This window comes from Lysinibacillus sp. FSL R7-0073 (genome assembly GCF_038009065.1).
GTDB classification, from domain to species: domain Bacteria; phylum Bacillota; class Bacilli; order Bacillales_A; family Planococcaceae; genus Lysinibacillus; species Lysinibacillus fusiformis.
In genome coordinates, this window is the sequence record NZ_JBBPAS010000001.1 from 1,346,029 (window position 1) to 1,363,643 (window position 17,615).

Below are 17,615 nucleotides of genomic sequence, written 5' to 3' on the forward strand. Positions count from 1 at the left end.
GACCATGACTAATAAAGACGAAAAATACATGCAACTAGCTCTAGACCTAGCAGCTAGTGCAAAAGGTAATACAAACCCTAATCCACTTGTCGGGGCGGTAATTGTCAAAAATGACATCATTGTAGGTACTGGTTTACACAGAAAAGCAGGCGAACCACATGCAGAAGTTCATGCTTTTCGTATGGCTGGCGAACATGCACAGAATGCTACACTATATGTCACGCTTGAACCTTGTTCACATTTTGGTAAAACGCCTCCTTGTGCGAATCTAGTGAAGGAATCGGGCGTTAGTCGAGTTGTGGTTGCCATGCAAGATCCTAATCCTACTGTAGCAGGTCGTGGCATTCAATTGCTGCGCGATGCAGGTATAGCAGTGGAGGTCGGTGTTTTGGAGCAACAAGCACGCCGTTTAAATGAACGCTTTATCCATAACATGCTAACTAAAAGACCGTTTGTAATTTCAAAATTTGCTATGACTGTAGATGGGAAAATTGCTACGCATACAGGTCATTCTAAATGGGTAACAGGTGATGCTGCACGTGAGGATGTCCACCATATTCGCCACGAGGTAGATGGCATTCTAGTTGGTGTTGGTACAGTCATCGCTGACAATCCATCTTTAACAACAAGATTAAGCGATGGCTTTGGGAAAAACCCAACACGTATCATTATGGATAGTTTATTACGTACACCGCTTGATGCGAATGTGATCAATACGGAAGAAGCCCCAACAATTCTAGTTTGTAGCAATGAGGTTAGCCAAGAAAAGGTCGATTCATTTACTAATAAAGGCCTCGCAGTTTTACCTATTGAGAAGAACGAACATGGGCTAAATATTGATGAAATGCTTGCAAGACTTTATGAACACGGCATTACAGATATTTTGCTAGAAGGTGGTAGTAAAGTGAATGCTTCATTTTTACAGCAAGGTGCCATTGACAAGTATGTGATTTATATAGCGCCAAAGGTTCTAGGAGGGAATTTATCCTTAACGCCATTTGCGGGCTATAACCCCTCTTTAATGAGCGAGGCATGGGATATTGAATTCGCCTCATTTGATAAGGTAGGCGAGGATTTACGTATCATCGCTTATCCAAAGCAAGGTGAAGGAAATTGAGCTATGAAGCGGATGTTTGTATAGTAGGGGCTGGACCAGCTGGGGCACTTTTATCTTATTTACTGGTCAAAAAAGGGCTTTCGGTCATTCTACTAGAGCAAAATGCGGCCTTAGGTAAGTCTTTTCGTGGCGAACATTTAAATGAAGAAGGCGAGGCTGTTTTAAAAAGTCATCAACTTTTCGAAGCAGTCGAGTCGCTTGGCTTATTACGTATGGAGAAGCTAGAATATTACGCAGATGGTAATGCCTTTAAAACAATTTTTCCTAATGACTCAGTCGGTCATCTTGGAATTCATGTACCTCAAGCAAATTTATTAAAGGGAATTTTACAAAAAGCGCTGCTATACTCTCACTTTACTTGCCTGCTACATACGAAGGTAACGGAGCTCATTCAGGACGCACCAGGTAATTATAAAGGCGTCATTGCAATAAAAGATGGAACAACCATAAAGATCAATAGTCAACTAATAATTGGTGCTGATGGACGCTATTCTACGATTCGTAAGGCAGCACATATTGATGTTCAAAAACAAAAACATGGCTTTGACTTACTATGGGCTAAAATTCCAGCTCCTTCAGGCTGGGAGCCCTCTATTAAAATGGCATTAATCGGAGATAAGCAACTATCATTGTTCACGCAAGTTGGTGGCTTTATTCAAATTGGATGGAATATTGAACAGGGGAGCTATTCACAGCTCCGAAAACAATCATTTACACCTTTTATCCAACAGCTTACCATGCAATTTCCTGCATTATCTGAGCCAGTAAGGGAGCATATTCAGTCTTGGAAAGATTTTGTGCTGTTAGATGTTTTCAGCTGCCACTGTAGCTGTTGGGGTACGCAAGGTCTTGTGCTATTAGGTGATGCGGTCCATACGATGACGCCGACCGGAGCATTTGGCCTGAACAGTGCGTTAAAAGATGCTGATTGTTTGGCATCTCTATTAAATAAAGATTCATTAGCTCATTTTAATGTTCAAGATTTTCAGCTTATGCGAGAGCAAGCTATTGAGGATGTTTTAGCAGTACAAATAGAGAGGGAACAAACTTTTTCTGCTCATTTTGTCAATAGAGCATCATGAAAGGAAGTAACACCTAATGAAATTTGGTTTTGACATTGATGATACACTAATAGATTTACGGGCACATGCCTTTGCCATTTACAATAAAAAAATGGGAAAAAATATTCCAATTGATATTTTTGATACGCTAAAAAGAGTTGAAATTCATGAGCCATTTGGCTTATCAGATGCAGAGGGAGCAGGGATGTGGAACAGTTCATTAGAAGAGATTTATTTTACGAACTGTCCTTCTTTTGAAGGGTCATTAACAATGTTGCAAGCTTTAGCGGATCATGGCCATGATATTTACTACATTACCTCTCGTCCGAAGCAATTTTGTAAGCAAACAAAAGAATGGATGGAAGCACAAGGATTTCCGATAAAAGAGGGCCATTTTTTCTGTGGCATGCAAGATGCCGAGAAGGTAGCGATAATAAAAGAGCTTGCTTTAGATGTTTATGTAGATGATAAACCAGCAGTGCTGGAAACACTTCACAATATACAGACAAAAGTAATTTTAAAAAATCAATCTTATAATCAGCATGTTGAGTTACCAAGATTGCATCATTGGCAGGATTTTTTAGCACTTATTGAAGCGTAAGATTTTTTATATGGTTGAACCCCAAATAGTGACTGATAAAGTTACCTGTTTGGGGTTCTCTTTAGTCAATAAAAATGAAATAGTAGATTGATTTAGAATGAAATAGAGTAACGTCGCTCATTTCCACGACTGGGATTGCTGCCTTACGTCCCAATCTGCTTTATGACGAAGCATCCAATTAATGCCGGATATTGATTTTTTCCTACATGTATTCAAAATTAATGAAATCGATTAAGCTGGAAGCGTGTTAAATTTTGCTTACATTCACCATGTAACGTTAATTCTGCGAGAGCTTCTCCAACGGCACTGCTAAATTTAAAGCCATGACCTGAAAACCCTGCCGCAATTATAATATTTTGATGAGTAGGTAAGAAATCAATGATGAAATCTTCATCTGGCGTCATGGAATATTTGCACGTTTTCCCGTATTTTAATGCTCCATGCCGAGGCATAAATTGCTGAATGAAATGTTGTAAATCTGCACGATCATTGTCATCGAATGGATGAAGAGGCCTATTTGGATTTATTTCTTCGCCACCATCATGTCGACCTAGCTTTAGTCCTGCACCATCAATACTAGGGAAGCCATAGTAAGAGGAATCGGCGAATTCAAAGCAATAGGCTGGAAAGACCCCTTCACTATAAAGCTGTTCATCCGCTTCGAACCATGCAAAGGTTTTTCGCGTTGGTGTAACAGGAAGGGCGATGTCCAGCGTTTGAAGTAGCTCGGTTGCCCATGCCCCTGTAGTGACAATTAATTGCTTTGCCTCATAGACTTGATTGGCCGTTTGAACTTGCACAATTTCTCCAGCTTGGATGCCAACAACTTTTTCATTTGTCTGTAAGTGTGCCCCAGCTTCCAAAGCTAGCTTTTTATAGGCTCGAATACATGCTTCAACTCGAAGGACACCAGCTGTCGGCTCAAAGCATGCCACCAAATTGGCCGATAAAGATAATCCAGGCCACTTGTTCATGGCTTCAGCTGCTGAATAGTGTTCGAGTGCTAATTCATGAAGTGTAGCACTGGCTTTTACATTTTGAATAAAACTGCAGGTTGGTTCTCCGATATTTACTACCCCAGTTTGTAAAAATAAGTTTTCATCTGCTAAAGATTCGAGCTCCTGCCATAGCTCACCGGCTCTTTTAACGAAAGGTACATAGCTAGCTCCCTCCCCATAGGCAAAGCGAATAATTCTTGTCTCTCCATGATGGCTACCTTCCTCATGTGGGGGATCAAAAGCATCCAGCATCAAGACATTTTTTCCTACCATCGATAAATAATAACCTGCCGCCATCCCCATAGAGCCTGCCCCAACTATAATGACATCATATACCATAATAATCCCTACTTTTTTGCTCAAGTATAACAGATTGCTAGAAAATGAAACAGAAATTTTTGAAAAATTAAACATGTACAACCCCTCGCTCACCAATAGTGAAAGTGGGTTGTACATGTTGATTATTTTGAGCGTGGTAGTATTTTATTGAGGACAATGGCTACAAGTGCAGCTGTGGCAATTGGTGAGCCGAATAAATATTGAACAGTTGTCGGTAATGAATACAAGAAATCATCTGGTAATAATGTCAGTGCTAACGTTAAAATGACTGGAATAGCAATTACATACATTTCCTTTTCGCCAATATGTTCATTTTTCATGACCTGTAAACCACTAATAGCAATAATGCCGCATACAATGACAAACACTCCTCCGATGACAGCAGATGGAATTGCTGAAATGAGCGCTGCTAATTTACCAGAGAAGCCAAAAACAATAAACCAAATACCCGCAGCGATAAATACGCGACGACTAGCAATTCCTGTAATGGAAATTACCCCTGCATTTGTTGAGTAACCAGTTACTGGTGTAGAACCTAGTAATGAAGCAATAAAACAGCCAATACCTTCACCGACAACACCGCGATTAATTTGCTTATCTGTTAAAGGTTTGTCGATGACATTACTAATAGCAAACCATGTTCCAGTTGTTTCCGCCATTAAGACAATATAAATAATGACCATTGTAACAATGGCAGAAATATTAAAACTAAAGCTGAAATCAGCGAAAGGAATTTGAGGCATACTAAACCATTTTGCTTGTGAGACAGCTGATAAATTTAAAACTCCCATCATATTTGCAGCAATACTACCGACTATTAAAGCAATAATAACGGAGCCAATACGGAATAGGCGCCCCTTTTGATGGAAGACTGTACCTAACATCACACAAATCATTAATACAACTGCTGAAATCAACGCTAAATAAATATTTTGTTGAATGGATGCACCTGCTCCATTAAAAATATTATCGCTTAAACCGACAGGCATTAACGATAGACCAACAACAAAAATAATTGTTCCCCCTACAATTGGCGGAATAAATGTTTGTACAATTTTATTGAAGATACCTGTGTAGCCTAAAATAATTACTAAAATGGCACCAACTAAGCTTGCGCCTAATATTGTGCTCCATCCTAAATCCCCACTACCACTTGCTGCGTAAATACCAACGATGGCTCCTAGCGGAACATAAGAAGGACCTTGTGCCATTGGTAATTTCATGCAGAAATGTGTTTGTATAATAGTTGCAAGCCCTGCAGCAATAAAGGTTGATTGGATTAATGCACTGGCTTGACCAGTTTGTAAGCCAATTAGCATGGCGATTAAAAATGGGACAACGTAAACATCCATTGCCATGACATGCTGTAAACCTAGTAGCGCTGTTTGACCAATCGAAACTTTTTCATCTGGTAGTACGGTTAATTTTGTTGTTTTTCTCGTTGTATTAGTTAGTTTGCTTTGTTGCGTTTCCACGAAGATGTGCACCTCATAATGATAAATTTTTAATAGACAGTTGGTGAATCATTAGTCCCTTGAATGAACTTTATTCCCTTGGACCCAAACTTCACGGATATTTTCAGGACGGACAAGATACATCACTTTTTGGAAAATCTCGTGTAAAGCTTCTTGACTATCAAAAATCGGAAGCTTTGCAGAATGGGTCTTTGTATCTATGATTTGTGCATCCCATGTATAATTTTCCTGTAAACGACCAATTGGTAGGCTTAAGCTTTCACCGCCACCAGCTGTCGCTAGATAAAAGGCTTCATTAATCGTAATACGTGAATTTGGAACACCACGTTTATTGGCTGCGATTGCTGTATCTACACCATCCTCAAGCATTCTTGATGACATGACAGCCTGTCTTGCATTATCGAAAAGGCTAGGCGAAAATCCGCCTGATATATCTGAACCTAATCCAATATCAACCCCGAGTGCATGGAATCGGGAAATGGGAATAACGCTATTGGCAAAATAGGCATTAGAAATTGGGCAATGACCGATAGCTGTGCCTGTCTCTGCAAATAATCGTGCATCATCATCGCTTAGAAAATTACAATGGGCCATAACAGATTTGTCGCCTAATAAACCAAAATCATGGAGAGCTTCAGCATCATTTTTGTGGAATCTTTCCTTGACGTAGCCATGTTCCCAATCACTTTCGCTACAGTGAGATTGGATATGTGTATTGTATTTTGCTGCTAATTCCCCTAAGCCCTTTAAAGCATTGTCGGTACAACTTGGAATGAAGCGAGGAGTGACAACAGGATATACACCTTGCTTAGTTGTCTTTGCCAATTCCTTAACAGCTAAAATGAATTCTTCTGTATCAGCAAGAGCTGTTAGTGTAGTAGCATCTCGGTAAAAATGAGGATTTTGTTCAGGATCATCCATCACCACTTTTCCGACTAATCCTCGTTGCCCCTTTTCAGCACAAATTTTTGCTAAAAGAATACTAGCCTCTTTATGAACCGTCGCGAAATATAAGGATGTTGTAGTGCCGTTAGCAAGGAGTGTGCTCACTAAGTCTTCGTATACCTCTTGAGCAAATACTAAATCCGAAAATTTTGATTCGATAGGGAAGGTGTATGTGTTCAGCCAATCGTAAAGTGGTATGTCTAAAGCTGTACCAGATTGCGCCCATTGTGGTGCATGTACATGCAAGTCGACAAATCCTGGTAAGAAATATTGACCTTCATCTAATTGATGAAAATGTTTATGTTGTTGGTATGTAGTTAATAGTTGTTGGTAATCAGCATGTTCAGGAGAGACTGTTTTTTCAATCATGCCATCTGCATTAATGAAAAATAAATAATCTTTTAAAATCTGAACTTCAGTAGCAGATTTACTAGTAAAAGCTGTTCCTTTGAAAATTTGCGTATATTCAGCCATAAAAACCACCTTAATGTTCGTTTATTGATAATAACACGGATTATTATAGGCTATTTAAACTATTAAGTCTATAAAAAAACGAATAATAATAGCGGATAGTTAGAGGTGAATGGATGGCTCAGCCTACATTTTTACAGCTTTGACAGACGATGAAAGATAGAAAAAAGGCACTCTTTTTTGGTGCCAGAGTGCCATTTCTCTAAGAGATTGTTTCATTAATGATATGAAGAAAGTTATTAAAAGAAGAAGAATGATGTTGTTCATTTTTCCGTGTACAAAGATAAATCGGGCGCTGAATGTCTATTTCTTTAATCAACACTCGTGCTATTTGTTGCTGCTGAATAAAGCTGGATGCTGCTATAGACGGGGCAAGCATCGTCCCGAAACCAGCTGCAATTGCATGAATGGACTCATTGATTCCATCTAGTTGTAGTCCCACTTTAGGTGGGGGTATCTTATGTACTTTACATAATGCATTTAAATATTCCTTTGTGGAGCTACCATCTTCTCTTGTGACAAAGGGCTGTTGCATGAGTTCGGAAAGTGAAACCGTTTGACCGGCTAATGAGTGATTGTATGGCACAATAAACCAATAATCTAAATTCATCAGAAATTGGTAATGAATATCAGGGTGATGACCATCTTCTTTAACGATAAAGGCTAAATCTGCTTTATAATGGAGTAACTCCTCTATTACTTGCTGTGAATTAGCTGTTTTTAAATGAATATGCGTAGTTGGGTAGACTTGTTTAAAATGGGCTAATAATTTAGGTAATAAAAAATGAGAGGGCACATGTGTGGAAGCAATTTGTAATTCCTCATGGCCGGTATTTTTTAACTGTTCTACTTTATTTTCGATATCTATTTCTAAATCAAATAAGCGCTGTGCTTGTTTATATAAAAAGGCACCGCTCTGAGTTAGTGTAATACCTCTACCTTTTGATTCTAGCAATGTTAAACCTAGTTCTTTTTCTAAATTTCTAATTTGAATGGTTACAGCGGGCTGACTAATCATAAGGGCTTGCGCAGCTTTGGAAACACTATTGAGCTCGGCTACCTTTGTAAATAACCGCAGTGCATGTAGATTCATGATAGACACACCTTTTATAAATTATTTTTATGATTTTATATAGATTATATATTAGATTTATTAATTTTGGCTCGGTATCCTGTATATTACAATAGGGAAAAGGGGGGGGCACTATGAATCGCCAACATATGGGAATTGTTTTGGGAGGAATTTTATTACTCGTCATCGCTATGGGGATTAGTCGATTTGCTTTTACGCCGATTCTACCGTTTATGCGACAGGATGTAGGATTTTCTTTAGAAGTTGCTGGGTTTTTAGCTTCAAGTAATTATATTGGCTATTTCATTGGGGCACTATGGGCAGGCTTTATTCATCGTCAGCGTAAACAATTTTTAATGGTATGTGTTATTTTTAATGTCCTATCAGTTGGATTAATGGGTTTGATTGATCTGTATAGTATATGGTTAATTCTCCGATTAATCGCTGGTATTACAGGTGGACTAATTTTTGTTTTAACGTCTAGTATTGTCATGGATTATTTGGCGAAACACTCACTATCCCGATGGTCGGGCTATGTATTTAGTGGTATAGGGCTAGGGATTGCCATTTCAGGTATATGCGTTCCTCTTATTGAAGCGAGACTTGCATGGCAAGGAACATGGTTAGGACTAGGCATACTATCAGTTGTTTTTTTACTGATTACTACTATTTTATGGAGAGGTTTAGAGATTCAAGATACTTTAAAAGTAGCACAATCTTCTAATACGAAAATGACAAAGGGCTTTATGCCATGGCTTATTCTGTCATATGGACTTGAGGGGCTTGGCTATATTATTACTGGTACTTTTTTAGTTGATATTATTCATAATATTCCTTCTCTCCAAGCGTACTCCTCGTATAGCTGGGTCATTGTAGGATTAGCGGCAATACCGTCAGCACCTGTTTGGACGATCTTATTAGAGAAGTTTTCAGCAATAAAAATTTTATTTGTGGCATACATACTTCAAGTAGTAGGCATCTTGTTACCTGTATTTTCACAAACTGTATGGAGTGTATTGCTAGCATCATTTTTATTCGGTCTAACCTTTGTAGGTATTGTGACACTGACTACTTCCTATGCACGGCAACTTTTTCCTACACAGAGCGGATTTGTTGTATCATTACTAACAACGTTTTATGCATTTGGACAAATAATTGGACCTATTGTCGCAGGACAGTTGGTCGATATTTATACTAGCTATAAGGCAGCACTAGTCTTTGCGGGAATAATCGTCTTTTTGGCATTACTTGTGATGTTAGTGGGCAGATGGCTAACCATTAAAAAAGAAGCCGTTGCTGAACATACCATTTCTATATAAAGCATAAAAGCCAGAAATCCTATATGGATTTCTGGCTTTAGTCATTTACTTAAAGAAGGCGTGCCTCTATCTAAATGATATTAAAAAATTAAATAAAAGTCTATATATTTTTTTCTTTATATGGAAAAATAGACAAGTGCACAAGGGACGTAACGTTACGAATTTACATTGAAAAGAGGTATTTTTATGGATACAGAACAAGCCATTAAACGTTGGAATCAATATGCGGAAAGGTATACGGCTAATTATAATGAGTATGGTGATACTCATCGTGAAGTACTATTAAATCCCACTATCTTTTCTTTACTGGAAGAGGTGAATGGAAAGCATATATTAGATGCGGGGTGTGGCGAAGGATACTTAAGTAGATTACTAGTGAAAAAAGGGGCTATCGTAACGGCTGTTGATTTTTCACAAAAAATGCTGGACATTGCTATGGAAAGAACACCGCAGCAGTTGCCAGTCCAATTTTTTTATGGTAATTGTGAAAATTTAGCGTTCTTAGCAGACAACCAATTTGATCGTATCGTTTCAAATATGGTTCTCCAAGATTTAGAGGATTATCGTGCCACAATACGTGAGATGTATCGTCTTTTAAAGCCGAATAGCACTTTTATTTTTTCAATATTGCATCCCTGCTTTGTCACGCCAAATAGTGGATGGATTAGACATGAGCAGCTGGATCAGCAGTATTGGAAGGTACAGCGTTACTTTTATGAAGGCGTTTATCAACAACTATCTTCTGACCCACCGCTTATATTGTTTCATCGCACACTAACAAGCTATGTGGAAGCAATTACGGAAGCTGGCTTTCATATAGAAAAAATTGTAGAGCCCAGACCGTCACAAGAGATGCTTGAGAAGTATCCTCAATTTGAGGAGGATTTGCATTGTGCTGATTTTATTGTATTTAAGTTGAAAAAATAAGGAGGAGAGCCCATGAGATTATTTCATGTTAGTGAAGACCCTACGATAACGATTTTTCATCCTCGTATACCTGAGCGACCAGATTTAGATGCCAGTAAAGGTCTTGTATGGGCGATCAACGAGAGATGCTTGCCTAATTATTTAACTCCGAGAGATTGTCCGCGTGTTTGTTTTCGTGCTGGGAGTCAAACTACAGAGCAGGACAGACAGCATTATCTCACAACAGCGCCTCATGTCGTGGTTATTGAACGCAAATGGTTGGAGGTATTGAAAAATACAAGACTATACTTATATGAGTTTGAGGGAGACGGATTTACGCTACAGGATGAAAATGCGGGCTATTCGGTTAGTGAAACTGCTCAAATTCCTATTGCGTTATTTGAAATCGATGATATATGTAGTGCATTGCTAGAACGTAATGTCGAATTAAGAATAGTAGATAGCCTATGGGACATTCATGATGAAATTCAGCATACAACGTTACATTGGTCAATGTGTCGAATGCGTTTCGCAAAGCCAAGATATTAAGTAAACAAGCCTCGTCATGTACTTTTTACATAGACGGGGCTTAGTAATTTATTATACTTTAGATGTTTGTTCAATCGGTGTTGAAGAGATATTGACTAATTTTTTGTCTTGATAAGTAAAGATGTATTCGTAGTTCGTTGGTTCATTAAGCATTGTAGGCAAATAATACTTTAAATCCGCAATGCCTACATTTTCAGGGTGGAAAATCCATTTAAGCTCTTTCCAATCAAGAATGCCCTCTGCAACCTTTATCGGTGTAACATATGTAAATGAATCAGGAATTTCTGCTATAAACGCATACATACAGCCATAATCAATGACCCCATCTGTCCATGTGATTTTACCTTTATAAGTAATATCCTCAACCGTAATACCTGTCTCTTCTTTAATTTCTCTTAGGGCACCAGCTAAAGGTGTTTCATTTTGTTCAATTTTACCACCTACACCATTCCATGCGCCCATCCAAGTTGGATAGTCTCTATTAAGTAATAGGATGTGCTCACCCTTTTTTAGAAAACAAATCGTAAATTCCACGAAAATCTACTCCTCCTTCTTTTCTTTATAAATTCCTTTTCAATTTCTTAGAAAGCAATATCGATGGCTAAACCCTATTTTAGAACTGCTTTGATAAGTATTGTATCAGAGAAAATGCTAGGCCACTTGGTAATTTTTCAGCGACACATGTTAAAATGATGTTATTCAATATAAACGATGATCCTAGAGGGGAGAGGGCTAGCAGTGATTTTAATAAGTGCTTGTTTAGCAGGATTAAATGTTCGTTATAACGGAACGAACTGTATAGATGATAGAGTACAAAAGCTTGTGTTAGAGAAAAAGGCTATCACCGTTTGTCCTGAGCTAATGGGAGGTTTTTCAACTCCTCGTGAGCCTGCTGAAATAGTGGGAGGCAATGGAGAAGATGTTCTTGATGGCAAAGCTACCGTTATTGAAAGGTCTGGCCGTGATGTCACAGAGCTTTATATAAAGGGGGCATATGCGACCTTACAGAAAGCGCTAGAGGTGGGGGCGACACAGGTTGTCTTGAAGGAAAATAGCCCGTCCTGTGGCAGTGCAGCGATTTATAATGGTGAGTTCAATGGTATGAAAATAGTAGGGGAAGGCGTAACCACTGCCTTACTCCGAAGAAATAATATTGTCGTGCTATCGGAAGTAGATGTTTAGTGAATTACGTTTCCTCCAGAAATCATTCCATGAAAATGGCCCCTAATTTGTAGGGGCCAATTTTATTCCACAATTAATAATCGAGGCGAAGTCTTAGCTATAACTTTGGTAGAGACCCAGCCGCCAAAACAAGCTGCTATAACACTTACCAGGCTTATTCCGATACTCATCGGCCAGTTGATCACAAGTGGAAGTTCAAGTAAGCCGTATTCTAAAATGATCGAATGAAGAGCAAGTGGAATTAATTTTATACCGATAATAATTCCTCCGATTGCCCCGAATATAGAAAGGATTAAAATACCGGATGTAATCGACCACCTAATATTTGGAGAGGTCATTCCAATGGACTTATAAATTCCATACGTACTACTTTCTTTTCTAACATTAATTCTCGATACACTAAAAATAATGATGCATGTGACGATGATAAATAAAATGCCAACGGTTGAAAGTGGGATGATTAATACTGCTACAACTTCTTTAAAAACAGCATCTAGTAATACTTGTTGTGTGACTGCTGATATAGAACTTTTAAAGTGAGCATTCAAATCCTCGGCAATTTGAGGAGCGGATGTATCATCAAATAGATTCATCATACTAATTTCAGAAGCAGAATAGGTAGCGTTATAAACTTTAATAACATCTGCTGAAATTCTCGCCGAGTTCGACATATTTGCTATAGATTGATAGATGCCTGTAATGATCAGAAAGTGCTGCTTCCCCTCAATGTAAACTTCTACAATATCTCCTGTATTTTTATTTAAAGATCGCGCGACATTAATGCCGATAGCTATCTCATTTTTACTTATAGGATTACGTCCAAACATGGTTTCGTAGCCAACGGTATCAAAGCTACCCTCGATTACATTAACACTGATATTTAATGGCGAATTGTTGTCGTTAGGAAGTACTCCCGTGAATTGATCCAACCATGCATAATCTTTAATACGTTTATCTTCCATTAAAAAATCTTCAAATTGTTGTTTTGAAAATGTCTCTTTATTAAAAACAGTTACTATTACATGTGATGCATCATACCCCCACGAAGGTGAAGTTTCTTTGATAGAGATAAAACTATTCAATATGACCACACTAAAGACGAGTATGGCAGACGTTATAGAGGTAAGCGCTATAATAAGGATGGAACTTTTTAAATTCTTTGTTAGGCTTTTCAGTCCAATTTGAAGTTGAATGGGTAGATTAGATAAACGAAATAGTCTACTCGAGCTGCTTCTACGGCGATTTATTTTACTATTTGCACTTTCCGACATGCCATACTTGATTGCTTGGACAGGTTCCACCTTCCGCGCCTTGTTCGAGTAGAAATAGGCGGTGAGTAGCACAATACCAAATAGAATGAGGGCAATCAGCACGGTAAGTCGAGTATCTTGGTAAATTGCTAAAAGATTTCCGGCTTTAAGATACGATAAGGAGCTTTCTATAATGATTCTGGACAAAAATTTACTTACGATGAGTCCAGGAATGATCGAGAAAGCAGACAATAAGCCAAATTGCAATACGTAAGTAGCACTTATCTTTTGAGACGATAGACCGAGAGATTTCATAACACCAATTGTTCTGTAGTTCGTTAAAATGGCGTCAGAAATGCTAAAACCAATGATAAATAAAGATACTAAAAGCATAGCTATACCAAAGGCAATCATAATAAAGCCAATGATTTTATTAATAATTAAATAAAAAGAAGCTATTTCTTCATATTCCATTTTAGATTCAAGATAAGGTCCTTGCAGATAGTTTTCAAAATCACGCCAATAGTTGGAGCTTTGCTGATAATCGTCAAAGCGTAGTGCCATCATGTATTGTTCAGAACCGATCATAGAGGTTAAATGCAGCTGGTAGTCAGTATTGTTCATCCAAATACGAGCGTTTGTTGTAAAGGGTCCACCATACGGCATATCTACTACAATACCTGAAACCATTAAGCTAAACGTTCTCTCACCTGTATTAAATTCAATTGCATCGCCGAGTGAAATGTGAGCACTTGTTGCCAATGAGGTAGGAATCCATATTGTCCCTTTAGGTGGAGATGTTTGCTTTTCTCCCTCAGAAAATAATAATTGATCAATCATTGAAGGCGTTCTTGGTGTATCCATCATAAATAAATAGAGATTGGGCATTTCTTTCCCTTTGAAAGTGATTCCAGATAAATTTCTATAGGGTATTAAACCGGAGGAAGTTACCCCTTGCTGCTCCTGCCACCAATGGTTTACGGCAAAAGGGTTATGAACATCTTCACCCATTGTTAAAATTTGATGGGCACCATTTGAATCAGAATGGGCTTTTTCAAAAATATTGTTCGTATTACTTAGTATGGTTACAGAAGTAGCGAGTAAAAGCGTTGATAGGAAAATAAGGACAACCATCAGACTATTTTGCAATTTTCTTTTTCTTAAATAGGAGGAACAAAGAGTAACAATTGCGTACATCGACTACTCCTTTCCAGCAACATAAGAAAAGATAATATGTTCTCGCTCTTGTATGTTAAGGTGATCATATTTTTCGAAGTTTAATATCCCATCTATTTTTCCATCTTGAATGATAATAAGACGATTCGCACGACAAGCCGCCTTCATATCATGTGTTATCATAACAACAGATTGCCCATTTCTATTTAAATTAGTTAAAATATCTAATACGGCTACACCTTGATCGTAATTTAAACTACCAGTTGGTTCATCCGCAAAAAGCACTTCAGGATTATTGACCAATGCTCTAGCAATAGCAGCTCGTTGTTGCTGACCACCTGATGTTTGAGAAGGTAAACGATTTCGTTGATTGTCAAGACCCATTAAATGTAATAGCTGTTCTGCTTTTTGGATAATTACTTTTTTATTTGTTTTGGCGATGTATCCAGGGAGAGCGATATTTTCAAGCAGCGTCAAATCAGGAATGAGATTGCTATTTTGATAGATATAACCAACCTTCTTTGAACGAAAAGTCGCTAACTTTCTTTCTGAAAAGGTATCTAGTTTCTCACCCTGAAAGTAAATTTCACCTGCCGTGATCGTATCAAGCCCACTTAAAAGATAAAGAAGAGTTGACTTACCAGACCCGGAATTCCCCATAATAACAGTGAAATCCCCCTTATAAATATCAATATTCATATTTTTAATGGCATGGAATTGTTCGCTACCGGTTGAATAGGTTTTACATACATTTTGTGCTCGTATCAGTACTTCTTTTTCCATAGTATGGGCTCCTTTTGATTCATTTTCTTTAGTGTAATATGTAATTATTAGTAAGTCCTTATGAAATTATTAATAAATTCTTACAGTCGGAGTAACCTTTTCAACTAAAAAACGTTGTAATAATCGATTTGAAAGATGTCATAAAAGGAGATGGAAGTTATGCCATTAACATTTGCTCATCCAGCAGCGGTCCTACCTTTTTCTCGAAAAAGTAACTATATTCATTTTTCTGCCTTGGTATTAGGTAGTATGTCTCCAGATTTCGAATACTTTTTAAGGGGACGGCCAATAGGAGAGATTGGCCATACATTTGCAGGGTTCTTTTTATTCAATCTTCCACTCGTTCTAATAATCTACTTGATTTATCATCGGTTTATCCATCAGCCAATCATGAGCCATTTACCAGAATTTTTACAGGATTTTAATAGCAATCAAGTGGCAGGGACTAAAACATGGAAAACTATTGTTTTTTGTTATTCAGCATTATTAGGTATGCTAACCCATGTCATATGGGATTCATTTACCCATCAAAATGGGCTTATGGTGACCAATCTTCGTTTTCTTTCTCAAACATTTACTTTATTTGGATTTCATATCCCCATTTATAAGTTTTTACAGCATGGAAGTACATTGTTAGGCATGACGCTTATTTTTGGATATATGTATTACAGGGCATCTTTAATCAAACATAATAAAGTGCCCACGGTATCTCCTCAGAAAAAATTTGCTTTTTGGAGTGTACTAGCTTTACTAACGTTTGTTTATGTATGTCTTTGGCAGTTGATCAATGGTATTCCTTTAAGCAGCTATGGCGTATGGGTTGTCCGTATCATCGATTCATTTTTTGGTAGTGTACTGACCCTTTCAATCTGTTTAGCATATAGGAAAAGAGCGATGAACGATAAAAAGACTACCTAAAATGGGAGTCTTTTTACGAGATAGGGAGTGTTAGTGTAAAGGTAGTGCCTTCCTCGTGCTTGCTATGAAATGAAATTGAACCATAATGTTCCTCCATAATATGCTGGCAAATGGATAGGCCAAGCCCCGCTCCTTCGTTTTTAATAGCAGATTCTCTTTCGGGTTGATGACCTCTAAAGTAACGTTCAAAAATAAAGGGCATATCTTCCGGAAGCATCCCATTGCCATTATCTATTACTTGGATATAAAGTGTTTGATTTTCAATATAAGTAGTAATAGTTATGGTATCTCCATTGGAGGTATGCTTTAGTGCATTGGTAACAAGGTTGGATATAACCTGCTCTAGCCGACCCTCATCTACTTGAATAAGGACATTAGGAATCATTGCAGGTTTTATAAAATGAATATTGGTTGTTTGGACATAATATTGAATCGGCTGCAAAATGTTTGTAAGGACGTCTCGGCTATATTGTTCATTTAAATGGATGGGGATGTGGCCGAGTTCCTTTAAGGCATGAATAAATAAATCATCAATGAGCCTCGACATTTTTTCCGTATTCGTCTGCATAATATGAATGTAGGACATAAGTGAATCTTCATTTCGGCAAACGCCCTCAGATATAGCGTCCAAATAAGCTTTTATGGTAGTTAGAGGTGTTCTCACATCATGAGAGATACTTGATATGAGCTTTTTTTGATTTTGCTCTTGTTCATTTTGGAGGATGACTAATTGTTTAATCTCTAATCGCATTTGATCAAATACGGCATACAATTCACCAAGCTCATCTAATTTCGGATAGCTACTCATTTGTTCGTAATTCCCTTTGATAATTTCCTCGGTGTTTTTTTTCAGCTCATGTAAAGGTGTTAAAATGTCTTTCTGTACCTTCCTGTTCATATATAAGACTAGGCAAATAATAAAGAAGCTCAGAGCGCCTATCAAAATTACTAAGAAGAAGTAATTTGAATTTGGTTTGGAAGGGAATAGACTATCTTTGTTTAGAGAAAAAATAGCATTCCCTATCTGTTCATGGCTCACATCATTAACGATAGGAAAAGCAATATTAATTTTCCCTGGTTCTTGTTGTGATGTAAATAAATCATAATGTATATCATTTTTGATTTGAATCGTAGATGTAACGTCTTTCTCGATGGAATGGAACATTACTTTTCCATCGAGGTGAAGTACTGTAATTTCAATTTCCTGGTCATCGCTCATTTGTTGCAGCTTGCTACGTATCTCGGAATCTCGTTCTAAAATTGAAAAATGATCTTCTATGTACAATAATAGCTGATTCACGGATAATCGAATTTGATTAATTACATATTGATCCTCTGATACTTCTTGAGATTTGTGAGTAGCAAAGAATAGTATAAGGGTTGCTATAAACAATAGTCCAACACAGATGATAAGCATCCATATCCATTTGTTGATCCAATTTTTTAAGTACAT

16 protein-coding genes are annotated in these 17,615 nt (G+C 37.7%); 8 read left to right on the forward strand and 8 right to left on the reverse strand.

The annotated features are described in order from the left end of the window. Nucleotides 1-4 precede the first annotated feature (4 nt). The 3 genes from ribD to MKY88_RS06430 are packed head-to-tail and all read left to right on the forward strand — an operon-like array spanning nucleotide 5 to nucleotide 2,779. Nucleotides 5-1,117, forward strand: a complete 1,113-nt coding sequence (gene ribD / locus MKY88_RS06420) for a bifunctional diaminohydroxyphosphoribosylaminopyrimidine deaminase/5-amino-6-(5-phosphoribosylamino)uracil reductase RibD (protein WP_340813201.1) — start codon at nucleotides 5-7, stop codon at nucleotides 1,115-1,117. Beyond that, nucleotides 1,114-2,199, forward strand: a complete 1,086-nt coding sequence (locus tag MKY88_RS06425; protein WP_340813202.1) for an FAD-dependent monooxygenase — start codon at nucleotides 1,114-1,116, stop codon at nucleotides 2,197-2,199. The genes ribD and MKY88_RS06425 overlap by 4 nt, the downstream gene beginning before the upstream one ends. Before the next feature lie 16 nt (nucleotides 2,200-2,215). After that, entirely contained in the window at nucleotides 2,216-2,779 is a 564-nt protein-coding gene (locus tag MKY88_RS06430) for a 5' nucleotidase, NT5C type (protein WP_328202780.1), read from the forward strand. A gap of 218 nt (nucleotides 2,780-2,997) precedes the next feature. On the opposite strand, the gene solA is transcribed toward MKY88_RS06430, so the two are convergent. The 4 genes from solA to MKY88_RS06450 all read right to left on the reverse strand — a co-directional run bounded on the left by solA (nucleotide 2,998) and on the right by MKY88_RS06450 (nucleotide 8,100). Next, on the reverse strand, nucleotides 2,998-4,116 hold the full coding sequence (solA, locus tag MKY88_RS06435; protein WP_340814801.1) for an N-methyl-L-tryptophan oxidase: 1,119 nt from the start codon (nucleotides 4,114-4,116) through the stop codon (nucleotides 2,998-3,000). Nucleotides 4,117-4,238: 122 nt separating this feature from the next. After that, the gene (locus tag MKY88_RS06440) at nucleotides 4,239-5,591 is read right to left on the reverse strand and encodes a uracil-xanthine permease family protein (RefSeq protein WP_340813204.1); all 1,353 of its coding nucleotides are present in this window, start codon (nucleotides 5,589-5,591) and stop codon (nucleotides 4,239-4,241) included. A gap of 51 nt (nucleotides 5,592-5,642) precedes the next feature. Further along, nucleotides 5,643-7,010 carry a guanine deaminase gene (gene guaD / locus MKY88_RS06445; RefSeq protein WP_340813205.1) on the reverse strand — a complete coding sequence of 456 codons (1,368 nt, stop codon included), beginning with the start codon at nucleotides 7,008-7,010 and terminating at the stop codon, nucleotides 5,643-5,645. A gap of 199 nt (nucleotides 7,011-7,209) precedes the next feature. Next, nucleotides 7,210-8,100, reverse strand: coding sequence for a LysR family transcriptional regulator (locus tag MKY88_RS06450; protein ID WP_340813206.1), 891 nt, complete (start codon nucleotides 8,098-8,100; stop codon nucleotides 7,210-7,212). Nucleotides 8,101-8,213: 113 nt separating this feature from the next. Between MKY88_RS06450 and MKY88_RS06455 the strand changes: the two genes are divergently transcribed. From MKY88_RS06455 to MKY88_RS06465, 3 genes are all read left to right on the forward strand, one after another. Next, entirely contained in the window at nucleotides 8,214-9,398 is a 1,185-nt protein-coding gene (locus MKY88_RS06455) for a YbfB/YjiJ family MFS transporter (RefSeq protein ID WP_340813207.1), read from the forward strand. Nucleotides 9,399-9,584: 186 nt separating this feature from the next. Continuing rightward, on the forward strand, nucleotides 9,585-10,325 hold the full coding sequence (locus tag MKY88_RS06460) for a class I SAM-dependent methyltransferase (RefSeq protein ID WP_340813209.1): 741 nt from the start codon (nucleotides 9,585-9,587) through the stop codon (nucleotides 10,323-10,325). A 12-nt stretch (nucleotides 10,326-10,337) separates the two neighbouring features. Beyond that, a complete protein-coding gene (locus MKY88_RS06465; RefSeq protein WP_340813210.1) occupies nucleotides 10,338-10,853 on the forward strand; it encodes a DUF6886 family protein in 516 nt (171 codons plus the stop codon). Nucleotides 10,854-10,904: 51 nt separating this feature from the next. On the opposite strand, the gene MKY88_RS06470 is transcribed toward MKY88_RS06465, so the two are convergent. Further along, entirely contained in the window at nucleotides 10,905-11,387 is a 483-nt protein-coding gene (locus MKY88_RS06470) for an NUDIX hydrolase (protein WP_069480498.1), read from the reverse strand. 204 nt (nucleotides 11,388-11,591) lie between these two features. Here MKY88_RS06470 and MKY88_RS06475 point away from each other — a divergent pair, with 204 nt between their 5' ends. Next, nucleotides 11,592-12,035 carry a DUF523 domain-containing protein gene (locus MKY88_RS06475; protein ID WP_291757874.1) on the forward strand — a complete coding sequence of 148 codons (444 nt, stop codon included), beginning with the start codon at nucleotides 11,592-11,594 and terminating at the stop codon, nucleotides 12,033-12,035. A gap of 62 nt (nucleotides 12,036-12,097) precedes the next feature. Here the strand turns inward: MKY88_RS06475 and MKY88_RS06480 are convergent, their stop codons facing one another. Next, complete coding sequence (locus MKY88_RS06480; RefSeq protein ID WP_340813211.1) at nucleotides 12,098-14,482, reverse strand: ABC transporter permease; 2,385 nt, start codon at nucleotides 14,480-14,482, stop codon at nucleotides 12,098-12,100. A gap of 3 nt (nucleotides 14,483-14,485) precedes the next feature. Then, nucleotides 14,486-15,244 carry an ABC transporter ATP-binding protein gene (locus MKY88_RS06485; protein WP_328202757.1) on the reverse strand — a complete coding sequence of 253 codons (759 nt, stop codon included), beginning with the start codon at nucleotides 15,242-15,244 and terminating at the stop codon, nucleotides 14,486-14,488. Nucleotides 15,245-15,403: 159 nt separating this feature from the next. Between MKY88_RS06485 and MKY88_RS06490 the strand changes: the two genes are divergently transcribed. Continuing rightward, the gene (locus MKY88_RS06490) at nucleotides 15,404-16,162 is read left to right on the forward strand and encodes a DUF4184 family protein (RefSeq protein ID WP_328202756.1); all 759 of its coding nucleotides are present in this window, start codon (nucleotides 15,404-15,406) and stop codon (nucleotides 16,160-16,162) included. A gap of 13 nt (nucleotides 16,163-16,175) precedes the next feature. Here MKY88_RS06490 and MKY88_RS06495 read toward each other — a convergent pair whose 3' ends face one another. Further along, a complete protein-coding gene (locus tag MKY88_RS06495) occupies nucleotides 16,176-17,615 on the reverse strand; it encodes a HAMP domain-containing sensor histidine kinase (protein ID WP_340813213.1) in 1,440 nt (479 codons plus the stop codon).

Coding starts and splice junctions, on each gene's coding strand:
- MKY88_RS06480 (WP_340813211.1), bottom strand. CDS start 14,482: ATGTACGCAATTGTTACTCTTTGTTCCTCCTATTTAAGAAAAAGAAAA.
- guaD (WP_340813205.1), bottom strand. CDS start 7,010: ATGGCTGAATATACGCAAATTTTCAAAGGAACAGCTTTTACTAGTAAA.
- MKY88_RS06460 (WP_340813209.1), top strand. CDS start 9,585: ATGGATACAGAACAAGCCATTAAACGTTGGAATCAATATGCGGAAAGG.
- MKY88_RS06490 (WP_328202756.1), top strand. CDS start 15,404: ATGCCATTAACATTTGCTCATCCAGCAGCGGTCCTACCTTTTTCTCGA.
- MKY88_RS06450 (WP_340813206.1), bottom strand. CDS start 8,100: ATGAATCTACATGCACTGCGGTTATTTACAAAGGTAGCCGAGCTCAAT.
- MKY88_RS06495 (WP_340813213.1), bottom strand. CDS start 17,615: ATGTACTTAAAAAATTGGATCAACAAATGGATATGGATGCTTATCATC.
- MKY88_RS06430 (WP_328202780.1), top strand. CDS start 2,216: ATGAAATTTGGTTTTGACATTGATGATACACTAATAGATTTACGGGCA.
- MKY88_RS06485 (WP_328202757.1), bottom strand. CDS start 15,244: ATGGAAAAAGAAGTACTGATACGAGCACAAAATGTATGTAAAACCTAT.
- MKY88_RS06455 (WP_340813207.1), top strand. CDS start 8,214: ATGAATCGCCAACATATGGGAATTGTTTTGGGAGGAATTTTATTACTC.
- ribD (WP_340813201.1), top strand. CDS start 5: ATGACTAATAAAGACGAAAAATACATGCAACTAGCTCTAGACCTAGCA.
- solA (WP_340814801.1), bottom strand. CDS start 4,116: ATGGTATATGATGTCATTATAGTTGGGGCAGGCTCTATGGGGATGGCG.
- MKY88_RS06465 (WP_340813210.1), top strand. CDS start 10,338: ATGAGATTATTTCATGTTAGTGAAGACCCTACGATAACGATTTTTCAT.